The organism is Aeromonas sp. TECH754 (assembly GCF_056279295.1).
This window is the reverse complement of sequence record NZ_JBWBRA010000001.1, coordinates 3,040,804-3,062,313: the sequence shown is the minus strand read 5'-3', so window position 1 is coordinate 3,062,313 and position 21,510 is coordinate 3,040,804. Positions and strand designations below refer to the sequence as shown.

The 21,510-nt window shown below is 66.1% G+C and carries 1 protein-coding gene; it reads left to right on the top strand.

Features of this window, described 5'->3' with window-relative positions; translation table 11 throughout:
* The first annotated feature begins 9 nt into the window (after positions 1-9).
* On the top strand, positions 10-21,447 hold the full coding sequence (locus tag ACZ9IL_RS13720; protein ID WP_476004003.1) for a VCBS domain-containing protein: 21,438 nt from the start codon (positions 10-12) through the stop codon (positions 21,445-21,447).
* The last annotated feature ends 63 nt before the right edge of the window (positions 21,448-21,510 follow it).

The window sequence follows — 21,510 nt, the reverse complement described above, 5'->3', positions numbered from 1 at the left end:
GGAGAAACCATGAGCAGCCATAACATCGTATTGGATCAGGATGTCGTCGTTACCCAATTGCAAGGCAAAATCTATCTGGTTGCCGCTGACGGGAGCCAAACACTTCTGACCGAAGGCGATGTGCTGCCCAAGGATGCGGTATTGCTGGCTCCCGAAGGTGCCAGTTTCCAGGGCGGAGACACCACCTTCACCCTGAGCCCGACCAAAGAACCTGTGGCGGATGAAGCCCCGCTGCTGGCGCAGAATGTACCAGCGGGAACGCCAGACGACGTTGCTGCCCTGCAAAAAGCCATTCTGGCGGGCACCGACCCGACCCAGGCCTTTGAAGCGCCGGCGGCCGGTGGGGCACCCGCAGCGGGCAATATCGGTGGTGTCGCGGGCGCCAGCGGCAACGGCGGCTTTGTCACCATCGACAGAACCGGTGATGCCACCATCTCCGCCGCCGGCTTTGACACGGGCAATCTGGCCAAACCCGCGCCGATCGTCGAGGCACGGGATGGAGAGGATGAGCTTACTGACTTCAACGTCCCCGTCATCGCGGGTGATGACCTCGGCGCGGTGACCGAGGATGCGACTAACCCGACCCTGACTGACAGCGGCGTGCTCACCGTGGATGACGCGGATGCGGGCCAGTCCACCTTCGTGGCGGGCAGCGGCACCCCGAGCAATGGTGCGCTGGGGAGCCTCTCCATCACCACTGGCGGCGCCTGGACCTATGAGGTCGATAACAGCAAGGTGCAGTACCTGGCCGAGGGCGAGACCAAGGTCGAGACCTTCACCGTGCACAGTAGCGATGGCACTGCCCACATGGTGACCATCACCATCACCGGCACCGACGATCTGCCGGTCATCTCCGCCGACACCGGCGCGGCCACCGAGGGGGATCTGACCCCGGTGACCGGCACCCTGACCGCGAGCGATGCGGACAACCCGGGCCTGACCTTCGTGGCGGGCAGCGAGAGCCGTGCTTACGGCAGCTTCCAGGTGGGTACCGATGGCAAGTGGAGCTTCGTGCTGGCGGACAACGCCACCGTCGATGCCCTGGCGGCCGGTCAGCAGCACACCGAGCAGTTCACCGTTAGCTTGAGCGATGGCTCGACCACCACGGTCACCATCACCATCACCGGCACCGACGATCTGCCGGTCATCTCCGCCGACACCGGCGCGGCCACCGAGGGGGATCTGACCCCGGTGACCGGCACCCTGACCGCGAGCGATGCGGACAGCCCGGGCCTGACCTTCGTGGCGGGCAGCGAGAGCCGTGCTTACGGCAGCTTCCAGGTGGGTACCGATGGCAAGTGGAGCTTCGTGCTGGCGGACAACGCCACCGTCGATGCCCTGGCGGCCGGTCAGCAGCACACCGAGCAGTTCACCGTTAGCTTGAGCGATGGCTCGACCACCACGGTCACCATCACCATCACCGGCACCGACGATCTGCCGGTCATCTCCGCCGACACCGGCGTGGCCACCGAGGGGGATCTGACCCCGGTGACCGGCACCCTGACCGCGAGCGATGCGGACAACCCGGGCCTGACCTTCGTGGCGGGCAGCGAGAGCCGTGCTTACGGCAGCTTCCAGGTGGGTACCGATGGCAAGTGGAGCTTCGTGCTGGCGGACAACGCCACCGTCGATGCCCTGGCGGCCGGTCAGCAGCACACCGAGCAGTTCACCGTGCACCTCAATGATGGCTCGACCACCACGGTCACCATCACCATCACCGGCACCGACGATCTGCCGGTCATCTCCGCCGACACCGGCGCGGCCACCGAGGGGGATCTGACCCCGGTGACCGGCACCCTGACCGCGAGCGATGCGGACAACCCGGGTCTGACCTTCGTGGCGGGCAGCGAGAGCCGTGCTTACGGCAGCTTCCAGGTGGGTACCGATGGCAAGTGGAGCTTCGTGCTGGCGGACAACGCCACCGTCGATGCCCTGGCGGCCGGTCAGCAGCACACCGAGCAGTTCACCGTGCACCTCAATGATGGCTCGACCACCACGGTCACCATCACCATCACCGGCACCGACGATCTGCCGGTCATCTCCGCCGACACCGGCGCGGCCACCGAGGGGGATCTGACCCCGGTGACCGGCACCCTGACCGCGAGCGATGCGGACAACCCGGGCCTGACCTTCGTGGCGGGCAGCGAGAGCCGTGCGTACGGCAGCTTCCAGGTGGGTACCGATGGCAAGTGGAGCTTCGTGCTGGCGGACAACGCCACCGTCGATGCCCTGGCGGCCGGTCAGCAGCACACCGAGCAGTTCACCGTTAGCTTGAGCGATGGCTCGACCACCACGGTCACCATCACCATCACCGGCACCGACGATCTGCCGGTCATCTCCGCCGACACCGGCGTGGCCACCGAGGGGGATCTGACCCCGGTGACCGGCACCCTGACCGCGAGCGATGCGGACAACCCGGGCCTGACCTTCGTGGCGGGCAGCGAGAGCCGTGCGTACGGCAGCTTCCAGGTGGGTACCGATGGCAAGTGGAGCTTCGTGCTGGCGGACAACGCCACCGTCGATGCCCTGGCGGCCGGTCAGCAGCACACCGAGCAGTTCACCGTGCACCTCAATGATGGCTCGACCACCACGGTCACCATCACCATCACCGGCACCGACGATCTGCCGGTCATCTCCGCCGACACCGGCGCGGCCACCGAGGGGGATCTGACCCCGGTGACCGGCACCCTGACCGCGAGCGATGCGGACAACCCGGGTCTGACCTTCGTGGCGGGCAGCGAGAGCCGTGCTTACGGCAGCTTCCAGGTGGGTACCGATGGCAAGTGGAGCTTCGTGCTGGCGGACAACGCCACCGTCGATGCCCTGGCGGCCGGTCAGCAGCACACCGAGCAGTTCACCGTGCACCTCAATGATGGCTCGACCACCACGGTCACCATCACCATCACCGGCACCGACGATCTGCCGGTCATCTCCGCCGACACCGGCGTGGCCACCGAGGGGGATCTGACCCCGGTGACCGGCACCCTGACCGCGAGCGATGCGGACAACCCGGGCCTGACCTTCGTGGCGGGCAGCGAGAGCCGTGCGTACGGCAGCTTCCAGGTGGGTACCGATGGCAAGTGGAGCTTCGTGCTGGCGGACAACGCCACCGTCGATGCCCTGGCGGCCGGTCAGCAGCACACCGAGCAGTTCACCGTGCACCTCAATGATGGCTCGACCACCACGGTCACCATCACCATCACCGGCACCGACGATCTGCCGGTCATCTCCGCCGACACCGGCGTGGCCACCGAGGGGGATCTGACCCCGGTGACCGGCACCCTGACCGCGAGCGATGCGGACAACCCGGGCCTGACCTTCGTGGCGGGCAACGAGAGCCGTGCGTACGGCAGCTTCCAGGTGGGTACCGATGGCAAGTGGAGCTTTGTGCTGGCGGACAACGCCACCGTCGATGCCCTGGCGGCCGGTCAGCAGCACACCGAGCAGTTCACCGTGCACCTCAATGATGGCTCGACCACCACGGTCACCATCACCATCACCGGCACCGACGATCTGCCGGTCATCTCCGCCGACACCGGCGTGGCCACCGAGGGGGATCTGACCCCGGTGACCGGCACCCTGACCGCGAGCGATGCGGACAACCCGGGCCTGACCTTCGTGGCGGGCAACGAGAGCCGTGCTTACGGCAGCTTCCAGGTGGGTACCGATGGCAAGTGGAGCTTCGTGCTGGCGGACAACGCCACCGTCGATGCCCTGGCGGCCGGTCAGCAGCACACCGAGCAGTTCACCGTTAGCTTGAGCGATGGCTCGACCACCACGGTCACCATCACCATCACCGGCACCGACGATCTGCCGGTCATCTCCGCCGACACCGGCGCGGCCACCGAGGGGGATCTGACCCCGGTGACCGGCACCCTGACCGCGAGCGATGCGGACAACCCGGGCCTGACCTTCGTGGCGGGCAGCGAGAGCCGTGCGTACGGCAGCTTCCAGGTGGGTACCGATGGCAAGTGGAGCTTCGTGCTGGCGGACAACGCCACCGTCGATGCCCTGGCGGCCGGTCAGCAGCACACCGAGCAGTTCACCGTTAGCTTGAGCGATGGCTCGACCACCACAGTCACCATCACCATCACCGGCACCGACGATCTGCCGGTCATCTCCGCCGACACCGGCGTGGCCACCGAGGGGGATCTGACCCCGGTGACCGGCACCCTGACCGCGAGCGATGCGGACAACCCGGGCCTGACCTTCGTGGCGGGCAGCGAGAGCCGTGCGTACGGCAGCTTCCAGGTGGGTACCGATGGCAAGTGGAGCTTCGTGCTGGCGGACAACGCCACCGTCGATGCCCTGGCGGCCGGTCAGCAGCACACCGAGCAGTTCACCGTGCACCTCAATGATGGCTCGACCACCACGGTCACCATCACCATCACCGGCACCGACGATCTGCCGGTCATCTCCGCCGACACCGGCGCGGCCACCGAGGGGGATCTGACCCCGGTGACCGGCACCCTGACCGCGAGCGATGCGGACAACCCGGGCCTGACCTTCGTGGCGGGCAACGAGAGCCGTGCGTACGGCAGCTTCCAGGTGGGTACCGATGGCAAGTGGAGCTTCGTGCTGGCGGACAACGCCACCGTCGATGCCCTGGCGGCCGGTCAGCAGCACACCGAGCAGTTCACCGTGCACCTCAATGATGGCTCGACCACCACGGTCACCATCACCATCACCGGCACCGACGATCTGCCGGTCATCTCCGCCGACACCGGCGCGGCCACCGAGGGGGATCTGACCCCGGTGACCGGCACCCTGACCGCGAGCGATGCGGACAACCCGGGCCTGACCTTCGTGGCGGGCAACGAGAGCCGTGCGTACGGCAGCTTCCAGGTGGGTACCGATGGCAAGTGGAGCTTCGTGCTGGCGGACAACGCCACCGTCGATGCCCTGGCGGCCGGTCAGCAGCACACCGAGCAGTTCACCGTGCACCTCAATGATGGCTCGACCACCACGGTCACCATCACCATCACCGGCACCGACGATCTGCCGGTCATCTCCGCCGACACCGGCGTGGCCACCGAGGGGGATCTGACCCCGGTGACCGGCACCCTGACCGCGAGCGATGCGGACAACCCGGGCCTGACCTTCGTGGCGGGCAGCGAGAGCCGTGCGTACGGCAGCTTCCAGGTGGGTACCGATGGCAAGTGGAGCTTCGTGCTGGCGGACAACGCCACCGTCGATGCCCTGGCGGCCGGTCAGCAGCACACCGAGCAGTTCACCGTTAGCTTGAGCGATGGCTCGACCACCACGGTCACCATCACCATCACCGGCACCGACGATCTGCCGGTCATCTCCGCCGACACCGGCGCGGCCACCGAGGGGGATCTGACCCCGGTGACCGGCACCCTGACCGCGAGCGATGCGGACAACCCGGGCCTGACCTTCGTGGCGGGCAGCGAGAGCCGTGCGTACGGCAGCTTCCAGGTGGGTACCGATGGCAAGTGGAGCTTCGTGCTGGCGGACAACGCCACCGTCGATGCCCTGGCGGCCGGTCAGCAGCACACCGAGCAGTTCACCGTTAGCTTGAGCGATGGCTCGACCACCACGGTCACCATCACCATCACCGGCACCGACGATCTGCCGGTCATCTCCGCCGACACCGGCGCGGCCACCGAGGGGGATCTGACCCCGGTGACCGGCACCCTGACCGCGAGCGATGCGGACAACCCGGGCCTGACCTTCGTGGCGGGCAACGAGAGCCGTGCGTACGGCAGCTTCCAGGTGGGTACCGATGGCAAGTGGAGCTTCGTGCTGGCGGACAACGCCACCGTCGATGCCCTGGCGGCCGGTCAGCAGCACACCGAGCAGTTCACCGTGCACCTCAATGATGGCTCGACCACCACGGTCACCATCACCATCACCGGCACCGACGATCTGCCGGTCATCTCCGCCGACACCGGCGCGGCCACCGAGGGGGATCTGACCCCGGTGACCGGCACCCTGACCGCGAGCGATGCGGACAACCCGGGCCTGACCTTCGTGGCGGGCAGCGAGAGCCGTGCGTACGGCAGCTTCCAGGTGGGTACCGATGGCAAGTGGAGCTTCGTGCTGGCGGACAACGCCACCGTCGATGCCCTGGCGGCCGGTCAGCAGCACACCGAGCAGTTCACCGTGCACCTCAATGATGGCTCGACCACCACGGTCACCATCACCATCACCGGCACCGACGATCTGCCGGTCATCTCCGCCGACACCGGCGCGGCCACCGAGGGGGATCTGACCCCGGTGACCGGCACCCTGACCGCGAGCGATGCGGACAACCCGGGCCTGACCTTCGTGGCGGGCAACGAGAGCCGTGCGTACGGCAGCTTCCAGGTGGGTACCGATGGCAAGTGGAGCTTCGTGCTGGCGGACAACGCCACCGTCGATGCCCTGGCGGCCGGTCAGCAGCACACCGAGCAGTTCACCGTGCACCTCAATGATGGCTCGACCACCACGGTCACCATCACCATCACCGGCACCGACGATCTGCCGGTCATCTCCGCCGACACCGGCGCGGCCACCGAGGGGGATCTGACCCCGGTGACCGGCACCCTGACCGCGAGCGATGCGGACAACCCGGGCCTGACCTTCGTGGCGGGCAACGAGAGCCGTGCGTACGGCAGCTTCCAGGTGGGTACCGATGGCAAGTGGAGCTTCGTGCTGGCGGACAACGCCACCGTCGATGCCCTGGCGGCCGGTCAGCAGCACACCGAGCAGTTCACCGTGCACCTCAATGATGGCTCGACCACCACGGTCACCATCACCATCACCGGCACCGACGATCTGCCGGTCATCTCCGCCGACACCGGCGTGGCCACCGAGGGGGATCTGACCCCGGTGACCGGCACCCTGACCGCGAGCGATGCGGACAACCCGGGCCTGACCTTCGTGGCGGGCAGCGAGAGCCGTGCGTACGGCAGCTTCCAGGTGGGTACCGATGGCAAGTGGAGCTTCGTGCTGGCGGACAACGCCACCGTCGATGCCCTGGCGGCCGGTCAGCAGCACACCGAGCAGTTCACCGTGCACCTCAATGATGGCTCGACCACCACGGTCACCATCACCATCACCGGCACCGACGATCTGCCGGTCATCTCCGCCGACACCGGCGTGGCCACCGAGGGGGATCTGACCCCGGTGACCGGCACCCTGACCGCGAGCGATGCGGACAACCCGGGCCTGACCTTCGTGGCGGGCAGCGAGAGCCGTGCTTACGGCAGCTTCCAGGTGGGTACCGATGGCAAGTGGAGCTTCGTGCTGGCGGACAACGCCACCGTCGATGCCCTGGCGGCCGGTCAGCAGCACACCGAGCAGTTCACCGTTAGCTTGAGCGATGGCTCGACCACCACGGTCACCATCACCATCACCGGCACCGACGATCTGCCGGTCATCTCCGCCGACACCGGCGCGGCCACCGAGGGGGATCTGACCCCGGTGACCGGCACCCTGACCGCGAGCGATGCGGACAACCCGGGCCTGACCTTCGTGGCGGGCAGCGAGAGCCGTGCTTACGGCAGCTTCCAGGTGGGTACCGATGGCAAGTGGAGCTTCGTGCTGGCGGACAACGCCACCGTCGATGCCCTGGCGGCCGGTCAGCAGCACACCGAGCAGTTCACCGTTAGCTTGAGCGATGGCTCGACCACCACGGTCACCATCACCATCACCGGCACCGACGATCTGCCGGTCATCTCCGCCGACACCGGCGCGGCCACCGAGGGGGATCTGACCCCGGTGACCGGCACCCTGACCGCGAGCGATGCGGACAACCCGGGCCTGACCTTCGTGGCGGGCAACGAGAGCCGTGCGTACGGCAGCTTCCAGGTGGGTACCGATGGCAAGTGGAGCTTCGTGCTGGCGGACAACGCCACCGTCGATGCCCTGGCGGCCGGTCAGCAGCACACCGAGCAGTTCACCGTGCACCTCAATGATGGCTCGACCACCACGGTCACCATCACCATCACCGGCACCGACGATCTGCCGGTCATCTCCGCCGACACCGGCGCGGCCACCGAGGGGGATCTGACCCCGGTGACCGGCACCCTGACCGCGAGCGATGCGGACAACCCGGGCCTGACCTTCGTGGCGGGCAGCGAGAGCCGTGCGTACGGCAGCTTCCAGGTGGGTACCGATGGCAAGTGGAGCTTCGTGCTGGCGGACAACGCCACCGTCGATGCCCTGGCGGCCGGTCAGCAGCACACCGAGCAGTTCACCGTGCACCTCAATGATGGCTCGACCACCACGGTCACCATCACCATCACCGGCACCGACGATCTGCCGGTCATCTCCGCCGACACCGGCGCGGCCACCGAGGGGGATCTGACCCCGGTGACCGGCACCCTGACCGCGAGCGATGCGGACAACCCGGGCCTGACCTTCGTGGCTGGCAACGAGAGCCGTGCGTACGGCAGCTTCCAGGTGGGTACCGATGGCAAGTGGAGCTTTGTGCTGGCGGACAACGCCACCGTCGATGCCCTGGCGGCCGGTCAGCAGCACACCGAGCAGTTCACCGTGCACCTCAATGATGGCTCGACCACCACGGTCACCATCACCATCACCGGCACCGACGATCTGCCGGTCATCTCCGCCGACACCGGCGCGGCCACCGAGGGGGATCTGACCCCGGTGACCGGCACCCTGACCGCGAGCGATGCGGACAACCCGGGCCTGACCTTCGTGGCGGGCAGCGAGAGCCGTGCTTACGGCAGCTTCCAGGTGGGTACCGATGGCAAGTGGAGCTTCGTGCTGGCGGACAACGCCACCGTCGATGCCCTGGCGGCCGGTCAGCAGCACACCGAGCAGTTCACCGTTAGCTTGAGCGATGGCTCGACCACCACGGTCACCATCACCATCACCGGCACCGACGATCTGCCGGTCATCTCCGCCGACACCGGCGCGGCCACCGAGGGGGATCTGACCCCGGTGACCGGCACCCTGACCGCGAGCGATGCGGACAACCCGGGCCTGACCTTCGTGGCGGGCAACGAGAGCCGTGCGTACGGCAGCTTCCAGGTGGGTACCGATGGCAAGTGGAGCTTCGTGCTGGCGGACAACGCCACCGTCGATGCCCTGGCGGCCGGTCAGCAGCACACCGAGCAGTTCACCGTGCACCTCAATGATGGCTCGACCACCACGGTCACCATCACCATCACCGGCACCGACGATCTGCCGGTCATCTCCGCCGACACCGGCGTGGCCACCGAGGGGGATCTGACCCCGGTGACCGGCACCCTGACCGCGAGCGATGCGGACAACCCGGGCCTGACCTTCGTGGCGGGCAGCGAGAGCCGTGCGTACGGCAGCTTCCAGGTGGGTACCGATGGCAAGTGGAGCTTCGTGCTGGCGGACAACGCCACCGTCGATGCCCTGGCGGCCGGTCAGCAGCACACCGAGCAGTTCACCGTGCACCTCAATGATGGCTCGACCACCACGGTCACCATCACCATCACCGGCACCGACGATCTGCCGGTCATCTCCGCCGACACCGGCGCGGCCACCGAGGGGGATCTGACCCCGGTGACCGGCACCCTGACCGCGAGCGATGCGGACAACCCGGGCCTGACCTTCGTGGCGGGCAACGAGAGCCGTGCGTACGGCAGCTTCCAGGTGGGTACCGATGGCAAGTGGAGCTTCGTGCTGGCGGACAACGCCACCGTCGATGCCCTGGCGGCCGGTCAGCAGCACACCGAGCAGTTCACCGTGCACCTCAATGATGGCTCGACCACCACGGTCACCATCACCATCACCGGCACCGACGATCTGCCGGTCATCTCCGCCGACACCGGCGCGGCCACCGAGGGGGATCTGACCCCGGTGACCGGCACCCTGACCGCGAGCGATGCGGACAACCCGGGCCTGACCTTCGTGGCGGGCAACGAGAGCCGTGCGTACGGCAGCTTCCAGGTGGGTACCGATGGCAAGTGGAGCTTCGTGCTGGCGGACAACGCCACCGTCGATGCCCTGGCGGCCGGTCAGCAGCACACCGAGCAGTTCACCGTTAGCTTGAGCGATGGCTCGACCACCACGGTCACCATCACCATCACCGGCACCGACGATCTGCCGGTCATCTCCGCCGACACCGGCGTGGCCACCGAGGGGGATCTGACCCCGGTGACCGGCACCCTGACCGCGAGCGATGCGGACAACCCGGGCCTGACCTTCGTGGCGGGCAACGAGAGCCGTGCGTACGGCAGCTTCCAGGTGGGTACCGATGGCAAGTGGAGCTTTGTGCTGGCGGACAACGCCACCGTCGATGCCCTGGCGGCCGGTCAGCAGCACACCGAGCAGTTCACCGTTAGCTTGAGCGATGGCTCGACCACCACGGTCACCATCACCATCACCGGCACCGACGATCTGCCGGTCATCTCCGCCGACACCGGCGCGGCCACCGAGGGGGATCTGACCCCGGTGACCGGCACCCTGACCGCGAGCGATGCGGACAACCCGGGCCTGACCTTCGTGGCGGGCAGCGAGAGCCGTGCGTACGGCAGCTTCCAGGTGGGTACCGATGGCAAGTGGAGCTTCGTGCTGGCGGACAACGCCACCGTCGATGCCCTGGCGGCCGGTCAGCAGCACACCGAGCAGTTCACCGTTAGCTTGAGCGATGGCTCGACCACCACGGTCACCATCACCATCACCGGCACCGACGATCTGCCGGTCATCTCCGCCGACACCGGCGCGGCCACCGAGGGGGATCTGACCCCGGTGACCGGCACCCTGACCGCGAGCGATGCGGACAACCCGGGCCTGACCTTCGTGGCGGGCAACGAGAGCCGTGCGTACGGCAGCTTCCAGGTGGGTACCGATGGCAAGTGGAGCTTCGTGCTGGCGGACAACGCCACCGTCGATGCCCTGGCGGCCGGTCAGCAGCACACCGAGCAGTTCACCGTGCACCTCAATGATGGCTCGACCACCACGGTCACCATCACCATCACCGGCACCGACGATCTGCCGGTCATCTCCGCCGACACCGGCGCGGCCACCGAGGGGGATCTGACCCCGGTGACCGGCACCCTGACCGCGAGCGATGCGGACAACCCGGGCCTGACCTTCGTGGCGGGCAACGAGAGCCGTGCGTACGGCAGCTTCCAGGTGGGTACCGATGGCAAGTGGAGCTTCGTGCTGGCGGACAACGCCACCGTCGATGCCCTGGCGGCCGGTCAGCAGCACACCGAGCAGTTCACCGTGCACCTCAATGATGGCTCGACCACCACGGTCACCATCACCATCACCGGCACCGACGATCTGCCGGTCATCTCCGCCGACACCGGCGCGGCCACCGAGGGGGATCTGACCCCGGTGACCGGCACCCTGACCGCGAGCGATGCGGACAACCCGGGCCTGACCTTCGTGGCGGGCAACGAGAGCCGTGCGTACGGCAGCTTCCAGGTGGGTACCGATGGCAAGTGGAGCTTCGTGCTGGCGGACAACGCCACCGTCGATGCCCTGGCGGCCGGTCAGCAGCACACCGAGCAGTTCACCGTGCACCTCAATGATGGCTCGACCACCACGGTCACCATCACCATCACCGGCACCGACGATCTGCCGGTCATCTCCGCCGACACCGGCGTGGCCACCGAGGGGGATCTGACCCCGGTGACCGGCACCCTGACCGCGAGCGATGCGGACAACCCGGGCCTGACCTTCGTGGCGGGCAGCGAGAGCCGTGCTTACGGCAGCTTCCAGGTGGGTACCGATGGCAAGTGGAGCTTCGTGCTGGCGGACAACGCCACCGTCGATGCCCTGGCGGCCGGTCAGCAGCACACCGAGCAGTTCACCGTGCACCTCAATGATGGCTCGACCACCACGGTCACCATCACCATCACCGGCACCGACGATCTGCCGGTCATCTCCGCCGACACCGGCGCGGCCACCGAGGGGGATCTGACCCCGGTGACCGGCACCCTGACCGCGAGCGATGCGGACAACCCGGGCCTGACCTTCGTGGCGGGCAGCGAGAGCCGTGCTTACGGCAGCTTCCAGGTGGGTACCGATGGCAAGTGGAGCTTCGTGCTGGCGGACAACGCCACCGTCGATGCCCTGGCGGCCGGTCAGCAGCACACCGAGCAGTTCACCGTGCACCTCAATGATGGCTCGACCACCACGGTCACCATCACCATCACCGGCACCGACGATCTGCCGGTCATCTCCGCCGACACCGGCGTGGCCACCGAGGGGGATCTGACCCCGGTGACCGGCACCCTGACCGCGAGCGATGCGGACAACCCGGGCCTGACCTTCGTGGCGGGCAGCGAGAGCCGTGCTTACGGCAGCTTCCAGGTGGGTACCGATGGCAAGTGGAGCTTCGTGCTGGCGGACAACGCCACCGTCGATGCCCTGGCGGCCGGTCAGCAGCACACCGAGCAGTTCACCGTGCACCTCAATGATGGCTCGACCACCACGGTCACCATCACCATCACCGGCACCGACGATCTGCCGGTCATCTCCGCCGACACCGGCGCGGCCACCGAGGGGGATCTGACCCCGGTGACCGGCACCCTGACCGCGAGCGATGCGGACAACCCGGGCCTGACCTTCGTGGCGGGCAACGAGAGCCGTGCGTACGGCAGCTTCCAGGTGGGTACCGATGGCAAGTGGAGCTTCGTGCTGGCGGACAACGCCACCGTCGATGCCCTGGCGGCCGGTCAGCAGCACACCGAGCAGTTCACCGTGCACCTCAATGATGGCTCGACCACCACGGTCACCATCACCATCACCGGCACCGACGATCTGCCGGTCATCTCCGCCGACACCGGCGCGGCCACCGAGGGGGATCTGACCCCGGTGACCGGCACCCTGACCGCGAGCGATGCGGACAACCCGGGCCTGACCTTCGTGGCGGGCAACGAGAGCCGTGCGTACGGCAGCTTCCAGGTGGGTACCGATGGCAAGTGGAGCTTCGTGCTGGCGGACAACGCCACCGTCGATGCCCTGGCGGCCGGTCAGCAGCACACCGAGCAGTTCACCGTGCACCTCAATGATGGCTCGACCACCACGGTCACCATCACCATCACCGGCACCGACGATCTGCCGGTCATCTCCGCCGACACCGGCGTGGCCACCGAGGGGGATCTGACCCCGGTGACCGGCACCCTGACCGCGAGCGATGCGGACAACCCGGGTCTGACCTTCGTGGCGGGCAGCGAGAGCCGTGCTTACGGCAGCTTCCAGGTGGGTACCGATGGCAAGTGGAGCTTCGTGCTGGCGGACAACGCCACCGTCGATGCCCTGGCGGCCGGTCAGCAGCACACCGAGCAGTTCACCGTGCACCTCAATGATGGCTCGACCACCACGGTCACCATCACCATCACCGGCACCGACGATCTGCCGGTCATCTCCGCCGACACCGGCGCGGCCACCGAGGGGGATCTGACCCCGGTGACCGGCACCCTGACCGCGAGCGATGCGGACAACCCGGGCCTGACCTTCGTGGCGGGCAGCGAGAGCCGTGCGTACGGCAGCTTCCAGGTGGGTACCGATGGCAAGTGGAGCTTCGTGCTGGCGGACAACGCCACCGTCGATGCCCTGGCGGCCGGTCAGCAGCACACCGAGCAGTTCACCGTGCACCTCAATGATGGCTCGACCACCACGGTCACCATCACCATCACCGGCACCGACGATCTGCCGGTCATCTCCGCCGACACCGGCGTGGCCACCGAGGGGGATCTGACCCCGGTGACCGGCACCCTGACCGCGAGCGATGCGGACAACCCGGGCCTGACCTTCGTGGCGGGCAACGAGAGCCGTGCGTACGGCAGCTTCCAGGTGGGTACCGATGGCAAGTGGAGCTTCGTGCTGGCGGACAACGCCACCGTCGATGCCCTGGCGGCCGGTCAGCAGCACACCGAGCAGTTCACCGTGCACCTCAATGATGGCTCGACCACCACGGTCACCATCACCATCACCGGCACCGACGATCTGCCGGTCATCTCCGCCGACACCGGCGTGGCCACCGAGGGGGATCTGACCCCGGTGACCGGCACCCTGACCGCGAGCGATGCGGACAACCCGGGTCTGACCTTCGTGGCGGGCAGCGAGAGCCGTGCTTACGGCAGCTTCCAGGTGGGTACCGATGGCAAGTGGAGCTTCGTGCTGGCGGACAACGCCACCGTCGATGCCCTGGCGGCCGGTCAGCAGCACACCGAGCAGTTCACCGTGCACCTCAATGATGGCTCGACCACCACGGTCACCATCACCATCACCGGCACCGACGATCTGCCGGTCATCTCCGCCGACACCGGCGCGGCCACCGAGGGGGATCTGACCCCGGTGACCGGCACCCTGACCGCGAGCGATGCGGACAACCCGGGCCTGACCTTCGTGGCGGGCAGCGAGAGCCGTGCTTACGGCAGCTTCCAGGTGGGTACCGATGGCAAGTGGAGCTTCGTGCTGGCGGACAACGCCACCGTCGATGCCCTGGCGGCCGGTCAGCAGCACACCGAGCAGTTCACCGTTAGCTTGAGCGATGGCTCGACCACCACGGTCACCATCACCATCACCGGCACCGACGATCTGCCGGTCATCTCCGCCGACACCGGCGCGGCCACCGAGGGGGATCTGACCCCGGTGACCGGCACCCTGACCGCGAGCGATGCGGACAACCCGGGCCTGACCTTCGTGGCGGGCAACGAGAGCCGTGCGTACGGCAGCTTCCAGGTGGGTACCGATGGCAAGTGGAGCTTCGTGCTGGCGGACAACGCCACCGTCGATGCCCTGGCGGCCGGTCAGCAGCACACCGAGCAGTTCACCGTGCACCTCAATGATGGCTCGACCACCACGGTCACCATCACCATCACCGGCACCGACGATCTGCCGGTCATCTCCGCCGACACCGGCGTGGCCACCGAGGGGGATCTGACCCCGGTGACCGGCACCCTGACCGCGAGCGATGCAGACAACCCGGGCCTGACCTTCGTGGCGGGCAACGAGAGCCGTGCGTACGGCAGCTTCCAGGTGGGTACCGATGGCAAGTGGAGCTTCGTGCTGGCGGACAACGCCACCGTCGATGCCCTGGCGGCCGGTCAGCAGCACACCGAGCAGTTCACCGTGCACCTCAATGATGGCTCGACCACCACGGTCACCATCACCATCACCGGCACCGACGATCTGCCGGTCATCTCCGCCGACACCGGCGCGGCCACCGAGGGGGATCTGACCCCGGTGACCGGCACCCTGACCGCGAGCGATGCGGACAACCCGGGCCTGACCTTCGTGGCGGGCAACGAGAGCCGTGCGTACGGCAGCTTCCAGGTGGGTACCGATGGCAAGTGGAGCTTTGTGCTGGCGGACAACGCCACCGTCGATGCCCTGGCGGCCGGTCAGCAGCACACCGAGCAGTTCACCGTGCACCTCAATGATGGCTCGACCACCACGGTCACCATCACCATCACCGGCACCGACGATCTGCCGGTCATCTCCGCCGACACCGGCGCGGCCACCGAGGGGGATCTGACCCCGGTGACCGGCACCCTGACCGCGAGCGATGCGGACAACCCGGGCCTGACCTTCGTGGCGGGCAGCGAGAGCCGTGCTTACGGCAGCTTCCAGGTGGGTACCGATGGCAAGTGGAGCTTCGTGCTGGCGGACAACGCCACCGTCGATGCCCTGGCGGCCGGTCAGCAGCACACCGAGCAGTTCACCGTTAGCTTGAGCGATGGCTCGACCACCACGGTCACCATCACCATCACCGGCACCGACGATCTGCCGGTCATCTCCGCCGACACCGGCGCGGCCACCGAGGGGGATCTGACCCCGGTGACCGGCACCCTGACCGCGAGCGATGCGGACAACCCGGGCCTGACCTTCGTGGCGGGCAACGAGAGCCGTGCTTACGGCAGCTTCCAGGTGGGTACCGATGGCAAGTGGAGCTTCGTGCTGGCGGACAACGCCACCGTCGATGCCCTGGCGGCCGGTCAGCAGCACACCGAGCAGTTCACCGTGCACCTCAATGATGGCTCGACCACCACGGTCACCATCACCATCACCGGCACCGACGATCTGCCGGTCATCTCCGCCGACACCGGCGCGGCCACCGAGGGGGATCTGACCCCGGTGACCGGCACCCTGACCGCGAGCGATGCGGACAACCCGGGCCTGACCTTCGTGGCGGGCAGCGAGAGCCGTGCTTACGGCAGCTTCCAGGTGGGTACCGATGGCAAGTGGAGCTTCGTGCTGGCGGACAACGCCACCGTCGATGCCCTGGCGGCCGGTCAGCAGCACACCGAGCAGTTCACCGTGCACCTCAATGATGGCTCGACCACCACGGTCACCATCACCATCACCGGCACCAACGATGCACCGGTGCTGCAAGCCGATGTGGGGGCGGTGAACGAAGACGCCATCCTGACCATGAATGCGGCCAGCGGCGTGCTGGCCAACGACAGCGATGTGGACGGCAACATCCTGAAGGTGACCGGCATCCTGAACGGCACCACGGGCTCGGCCACTGCGGTCAATGCCAGCGGTGACACCGTACTGACCAACAGCTATGGCACCCTGACCATCCGTGCCGATGGCAGCTACAGCTTCAACGCCAACGGGGCGGATGCGCAGAAACTGGCGGCGGGCCAGACTGCGGGCGTGGTGTTTACCTACACCGCGACCGACGGCACCGTGAGCCAGACCAGCACGCTGACCATCACCATCACCGGCACCAACGATGCACCGACACTGAGCATCGACAAGGGGGCCGTAGTATCCGAAGAGGGCCTTGCTGGCGGTATCGCCGATACGGCAGGCAACAGCGACACCACGGATAGCGTGGCTGCCAGCGGCAAGATCACGGTCGGTGACCTGGATAGCCAGGATAGCCTGACCATCAGCCTGAGTGGGCCGGCCGGTCTGACTTCCGGCGGTACTGCGGTGCAGTGGAGCTGGAATGCTGCCACCAAGGTGTTGACCGGCTATACCGGTACGGCGGGGGGGGCGGACTACAAGGCCGTCATCGACGTCAAGCTGACAGCGCCGACAGGCGGCAAGGGGGATTGGGGCTACGATGTGACCCTCAAGGCACCGCTTGACCACCCGGTCAAGGGGAGTGAGGACGTGCTCAACTTCCAGATCGGTGTGACTGTGTCGGATGGCAAGACCACCACCACTGGCAGCCTGCCCATCTCGGTCGAGGATGACTCCCCGATCGCAGGCGATGCGGCGGCCGTGTCCGTCACCAAGACGGATATTCCGGCTGCTCTTACCGGTCTGTTCGATCTGACCCAATACAGCGGCAACAAGCTGTCCCTCGGCATGGCAGGTTTCACCATCACGGCCCTGGGCTTCACGTCTGCGACCAATTCGACACTGATCGCGGCGAATGTGAACGGCTCCAGCTCCGGGTTGGGGGTGTCCAGTGTGGCAGCCCCTTACCACAACATCGCCAACGAGATCGATTTCCGTCACTTCGCCAACGGCACCTCGGCCTCCGAACAGCTGATCATCAAGCTGGATGCGGGCAAGGTCGCCTATGGCGCCAACATCAAGTTCAGTCAGATGTTTGGCGGTGAGCTGGAGAGCGGCGTGGTCGAGTTTTATCGCGGTGGCGTGCTGATCGGTACCCAGACCTTCAGCTCCAATGTTGCGGGCGGTGACTATGCCGGCAACTTCCAGGTGCAGCAGGGCGGCTTCGACACCATGGTGATCAAGGCCACCAACAACGGTAACACCAACACTTCCGACAACAGCGACTTCACCGTGAAGAGCATCGAGTTCCTCGGTACCAGCACGGCGCAGGCCATTGCCTACGGTTCGGGCACCGTCACCCCGCAGTGGGGTGCGGATGGCAAGGGCTATATGCAGCTCATCGGTTCGTCCGAGACAGGGCTGACCACGGCTAGCGGCAAGGCGATCACTACCACTCTGGAGTCGGCCAATACCCTGGTCGGCAAGGCCAGCGATGGCTCTCTGGTGTTCCGTCTGGAGTTCACTCCGGCCACCGGCAAGTGGGAGTTCTTCCAGTATCAGAACATGTCCAAGCCGCTGGGCGACGGGGACATCGACTTCCAGATCAAGGCGGTGGATGGGGACGGCGACTCCAGTCTGGGATCGTTCGCTACCAAGCCGCTGTTCACCCCCACAGTGGAGGGTGTCTCCAGCGGGAGCGTGACTGAAGGCGGCAGTCTGAGCCACGGCGTGACCCTGTCCGACGCGACTCAGGAAGCGACCGAGTATGACTTCGCCATCAGGGGCAGCGGCACCAATCCGGCCTCCAGCCTGGACTGGGGCACCGCCCAGTTCAGCAACGGGGTGACTTATAACAGCACGACCGGCAAGATCACCGTGCCGGCCGGGGTATCTGGCTTCACCGTGACCATTCCGACCCTGGACGATCGTCTGGTCGAGGCGAACGAGACCCTGTCGGTGACCATAGGTGGTCAGACCGGCACCGGCACCATAGTGGACAACGATCGTGCGCCGACCGCGGCGGGTGGCTACAGCACTGGGCTGGAAGATCAGCCGCAGGTGCTGAAGTGGGCCCAGTTCGGTGCCAGCGACGATCAGGCGGCAACCGATCTGAGCGTGCAGATCGGCACCTTGCCTCTCAACGGCAAGCTGGAGTACCTCAACGCGGCCGGTCAGTGGGTCGCCGTGAAGGTGGGGGATCTTATCTCCTACGGTGACATAGATACTGGTCACCTGCGCTTCGTGCCTGGTCTGAACGAGTCGAGCACCAACGCCAGCAACGGCAGTGGTGCCGTTACCGGCAACATGAAGATCGACTACGCCAGCTTCGGTTATCAGATCAGCGACGGCGCCAACCTCAGCAACAGCGGCAAGCTGGTGCTCGATGTGGTAGCGGTGGCCGACAAACCGACGGTCAACGTGATCCTGTCCGGCAACGGCATACCGCTCTACAGCCAGAGCTTCCCGAGCGCAGGCATCACCACCAGCCAGTTCCAGTCCGGCAACTTCAACAAGACGGCCTTCGGGATCACCAGCAATCTGACGGACACGACAGCCGGCCAGGATGCAATCACCGGCACCAGCGGCAACGACTACATAGTGAGCCAGAAGGGTGGCGGCGATAACTTTACCGGTGGCCTGGGCAATGACGTTCTGGTAGGCGGCAATTCAGTCTCGGGTGATACCCTCGACGGCGGTGTGGGCAACGACATACTGGTGTCAGGCCTCGGCAATGACGGACTCTACGGTGGTGCGGGCACAGACGTTGCCGTACTGACCGGCAACCGTGCCGACTACGTGATCCAGAAGGGCAGCGGGTATTCGACCAATGATCGCTGGTTCAACTTCTATGTGACGGAGAACGGTGCGGCCACCACCAAGGCGCTGCACGACATCGAGTATGTCCAGTTCGCCGACGGCATCTACCAGATCAATCAGGAGACGGGCGGGCTGACCCTGGTGCAGCCGACCGTGGTCGATTATCCGGTGGAACTGAACGCCTCACTGAGCGATAGAGATGGCAGCGAGCAGTTCGACAGCCTGGTGCTGAGCGGCATGCCACAGGGCACGCTGCTCTATAACGGCAGCCAGCTGCTGGGTGCCGCCGGAGCCGACGGCAAGATCACCCTCACCTCCGGCAGCGGTCTGTGGAGCGCGAGCGCGCTGGATGTGAAGCTGACCGGGCTGACCCTGCGCGTACCGGGCGGCAGCGCCGGCCAGGTGGATCTCAAGGTCGAGGCCATCGCCAAGGAGGTGGGTACCGATCAGACCAGCTCCGCCACCGACGATGACAGCATCCGCCTGAGCTACTTCAATGCCACCGAAGGGGAGCCGGGCGACCAGAACCGGACCTACGGCAGTGAGCACAACATAGTGGTGGGGGATCTGGATGGCAGCGTGGTGTTGCCGGGTCAGAACTACAACATCGCCTTCATGGTCGACAGCTCCGGCAGTATCGGCACCAGCGCCATGGACACCATCAAGCTCCAGCTGGCCCAGGTGTTTACCAGCCTCAAGAACAGCGCTGGCTCGGATGGTGCGGGCAAGGTCAATATCTTCCTGGTGGACTTCGACACCCTGGCCAACAAGTCGGTGAGCGTGAACCTCAAGGACACGAATGCCCTGAGCCAGTTGCAGGCGATTCTCGATGGCATGGATGGCAGCAAAAACAGCGGTGGTGGCACCAACTACGAGGACGTGTTCAAAGCCACGGCCAACTGGTTCAACAGTGCAGCCGCGTTGGGTAACAGCAATGCCAAGAACCTGACCTACTTCATCACAGATGGCAAGCCGACTTACTACCTGGACGATGAAGGCAGCAACCCGATCCTTCGTGATCGCGGCGGCTCATCCAACGATGTTTATCTGAACAGTGTCATCGGTACTACTTATGTCTATGGGCAGACCTATGCGGTGAGTGGCAGGACGGTGATCACTGCAAGCGGCGTTGTATACAACTACAACGGCAGCCAGATCGGCTATATGCGTGCGGATGGCAAGGGTGGTTATACCTACTCGACTCTGGGTGGGAATGGTCAGGATTCGACCAGTACCACCATCAGCAACTCGGTGGCCGGCTTCGGGCTGCTGACCGGGATGGGGGTGACCGTCGAGGCGATCGGGCTGGGGGCGAATATCTCCTATGACGATCTGAAATCCTACGACTCCGATGGGGTGATCAAGACCGGGGTCAATGCCTCGGATCTGGCCAGTGCCATCCTGGGTACCTCGGTCAACAACCTGCCGGGGGCCGACCGGATCGACGGCGGGGCGGGCGATGACATCCTGTTCGGCGATGCGCTGCACTTCGCCGGTATTGCCGGGGAAGGCTATGCGGCGGTCAAAAGCTATGTGGCTGGCCAGCTGGGCCGCGACGTGCTGGATGCCGACGTGCACCGCTATATCCAGGAGCATGCCGCCGATTTCGATCAGTCTGCCAACAATGACAAGGCGGATGTGCTGCTCGGCGGGGAGGGCAATGACATCCTGTTTGGTCAGGGTGGTGACGACTTCCTGTACGGCGGTGCCGGCAACGACATCCTGTTTGGTGGCAGCGGCAACGACTCTCTGTTTGGTGAGGCCGGTAATGACACCCTCTATGGCGGGACCGGCAACGACACCCTCTATGGCGGTGCCGGCAACGACATCCTGAGTGGCGGGCTGGGCAACGACATCCTGGTCGGGGGGTTGGGCAACGACATCCTGACTGGCGGTACGGGTGCCGATATCTTCAGCTGGCAGAAGGGGGATACTGTCGCTGGCACGGTCGCCAAGGACTATGTCGTCGACTTCTCCAAGGCCGAGGGGGACAAGCTGGATCTGAAGGATCTGCTGGACAGCGATGGCAGCAAGACGGAGAGCTCGTTGAAGAGCCTGCTCTCGGTCTTCCAGGACAACGAAGGGGTGCACCTGCAGGTCAAGGAGAGCAGCACGGCGCCGGTGACTCAGGAGATAGTGCTGATGAACCACACCTTCGATACCCTGACCGGCGGCGCTGGCTCCACGGCCAACCAGGTCATCGACTTCATGTTGCAAAACAACATGCTGAGTATCGACAAATAACCTGACGCCAGGTTGAGCAACAAGCGGCAGAGCAATCTGCCGCTTTTTTTATGGGTGTCTGGC

Excerpts from the sequence above, each read along its gene's own strand:
- ACZ9IL_RS13720 (WP_476004003.1), top strand. The coding sequence starts at position 10 with ATGAGCAGCCATAACATCGTATTGGATCAGGATGTCGTCGTTACCCAA.